The sequence below is a fragment of the Rahnella woolbedingensis genome, assembly GCF_003602095.1.
GTDB classification, from domain to species: Bacteria; Pseudomonadota; Gammaproteobacteria; order Enterobacterales; family Enterobacteriaceae; genus Rahnella; species Rahnella woolbedingensis.
Window position 1 is genome coordinate 1 of the sequence record NZ_RAHH01000073.1, and the last position, 2,278, is coordinate 2,278.

1 protein-coding gene is annotated in these 2,278 nt (G+C 54.1%); it reads left to right on the top strand.

Annotated elements, in window-relative coordinates; translation table 11 throughout:
* The first annotated feature begins 672 nt into the window (after nt 1-672).
* Nucleotides 673-2,181, top strand: coding sequence for a group II intron reverse transcriptase/maturase (ltrA, locus tag D6C13_RS25175; protein ID WP_147408209.1), 1,509 nt, complete (start codon nt 673-675; stop codon nt 2,179-2,181).
* Nucleotides 2,182-2,278 lie beyond the last annotated feature (97 nt).

The following is a 2,278-nucleotide window of genomic DNA, read 5'->3' on the forward strand; positions in this document are numbered from 1 at the left end:
AGTGTGCCCGGAGTTCAGGGCGAGCATGGACGCTCAAATGAACCACGAGTCTGTCTGGAATATTGAACCGGTAACTCACGATGAGAAACCCAACAATCCCACCGGGTGTGACGGTGGAGAACCTGAGCGGCAGTGACCTGCGGCATGCCCGCGGGGTGATGTAACCCGCTGACAACGGGGATTGAGGCGAGATCACTAAGCCGAGATGATCCTCAAGGTTAAGTACTGATAGGCTGAAGAACATGAACCCGTTAATCCGCCTCTGTGGGTTGAAAACGTCACCACGGCCTACGTGATCTGACAGGCCGTGCAGGAGGAACTGGCAGTGATAAGTAAGCACCGCCGGTCGAAGGTGTTTTGACATGTATGCGAAACACCGGGGCAGCAGCGTCTATCACGCTCGCGTTGCTGACTTCTGCCGACTTGCGGCAAGCAAGGATAAAGAGTGCGACGGGCAGCCTCCTCAGTATGTCTGAGTCCAGGCAGGTAAACCGGGGAAGGTCAGCGACGGATGTTAAGGGGGCATGGCTCCGATGACGCGCTGGCTGGCGGAGCTTCCGTAGTAGTCCGCGATGGGGAAAGCCCATTACATGGCGAAGGGAAGCAGTTTGAATGTGTTTGCGACGTGAATTAACTGACCTAACGAGGTGAAGACCTTTGATAATCAGCGAAATGCAACGCAAGCTTGCCACATGGGCAGCCACCGATCCGTCCCTACGGATTGAACGGCTGCTGCGTCTGATAACACAACCAGAATGGCTGGCTGAAGCCGCGCGGATCACGCTTTCATCAAAGGGGGCGCATACCCCCGGTGTTGATGGCGTGAACAAAACAATGCTACAGGCCAGACTGGCTGTTGAGCTGCAAATCCTCAGGGATGAATTACTCTCAGGTCACTACCTGCCCTTGCCCGCCAGACGGGTTTACATCCCTAAAAGCAACGGCAAACTGCGACCACTGGGTATCCCCGCGTTGCGGGATCGTATTGTTCAGCGGGCCATGCTGATGGCGATGGAGCCGATATGGGAGAGTGATTTTCATACGCTCTCATATGGCTTCCGGCCTGAGCGCAGTGTCCACCACGCGATCCGCACGGTGAAATTACAGCTCACCGACTGCGGTGAAACACGGGGACGCTGGGTGATTGAAGGCGACCTGTCCAGTTACTTCGACACCGTACATCATCGACTACTGATGAAGGCTGTACGCCGCAGGATCAGTGACGCACGTTTCATGACTCTGCTGTGGAAAACCATCAAGGCGGGACATATTGATGTCGGTCTCTTTCGGGCGGCCAGTGAAGGTGTGCCACAGGGTGGCGTAATATCGCCGTTGCTGTCGAATATCATGTTGAATGAGTTCGATCAATACCTGCATGAGCGCTACCTGAGCGGGAAAGCCAGAAAAGATCGGTGGTACTGGAATAACAGTATCCAGCGGGGCCGAAGTACGGCGGTCAGAGAAAACTGGCAGTGGAAACCCGCGGTGGCGTACTGCCGCTATGCCGATGATTTTGTCCTCATCGTCAAAGGCACCAAAGCACAGGCGGAAGCCATCAGGGAGGAGTGTCGGGTTGTGCTCGAAGGCAGTCTGAAACTCAGGCTGAACATGGATAAGACTAAAATCACCCACGTTAATGACGGTTTTATCTTTCTGGGGCACAGGATCATTCGCAAACGCAGTCGTTATGGCGAGATGCGAGTGGTCTCAACGATCCCGCAGAAGAAAGCCAGAAACTTCGCCGCATCGCTGACAGCACTGTTATCAGGCAACTACAGTGAAAGCAAAGTCGATATGGCTGAACAACTCAACCGAAAACTGAAAGGCTGGGCCATGTTCTATCAGTTCGTTGATTTTAAGGCCAAAGTCTTCAGTTATATCGACGGTGTCGTGTTCTGGAAGCTGGCTCACTGGCTGGCCCGCAAATACCGTACAGGTATCGCTTCCCTGATGAGGTGGTGGTGTAAATCACCGAAACCGGGTCAGAGCAAAACGTGGGTTTTATTTGGTAAAACTAACCACGGCATGTTCAGTGGCGAAATACTGTACCGGTTGGTGGGGCAAGGCAAGAAGCTGTTCCGCTGGCGTCTACCCGAAGGTAATCCCTATCTGAGGACGGAAACCAGAAACACGTATACATCGCGCTACACTGAAGTGGCAATGGCGTTCGCCAGCGTTTAAATGGAGAGCCGGATGCGCTGAAAGGTGCACGTCCGGTTCGGGGAGGAGAGGCAGGGAAATAGTCCGACTACGCCCTGCCTCTTACTCTACTCTGGAC